We start from the raw sequence: 245 nt of genomic DNA, 5'->3' as shown, positions 1-245 counted from the left end.
ATTGCCCATGTATCGCAAGAAGATATGGTCCGATTGTAATCAACCTCAATATACTCAAATACCGCTTGTCTCATACGGGCAGCACTGCGGGCACTGATCGGCGCGCTAGCTCTGATACTCTCTGATTGATCAGCTGCTGGCGGCGCTTGCAGCATTTTATCGGGTGAGGCACCAACACCTGGCACTAAGTTACTAACCACAACACTCCTTGCAGGGGCAAGCTAATAAAAAATAGCGTGGTAGCC

Annotated in this window: 1 protein-coding gene; it reads right to left on the bottom strand. The window is 49.8% G+C overall.

What is annotated here, in order from left to right; genetic code table 11:
- A partial coding sequence (locus L9G74_RS21710; protein WP_238898942.1) for a hypothetical protein occupies positions 1–200 on the bottom strand: 200 nt, incomplete at its 3' end.
- Positions 201–245: the final 45 nt, after the last annotated feature.

The sequence above is a fragment of the Shewanella electrica genome (genome assembly GCF_022321485.1).
In the GTDB taxonomy this organism is placed as follows: Bacteria; Pseudomonadota; Gammaproteobacteria; order Enterobacterales; family Shewanellaceae; genus Shewanella; species Shewanella electrica.
The sequence above is the reverse complement of the archived record's forward strand: the minus strand, read 5'-3'. Positions and strand labels throughout refer to the sequence as shown.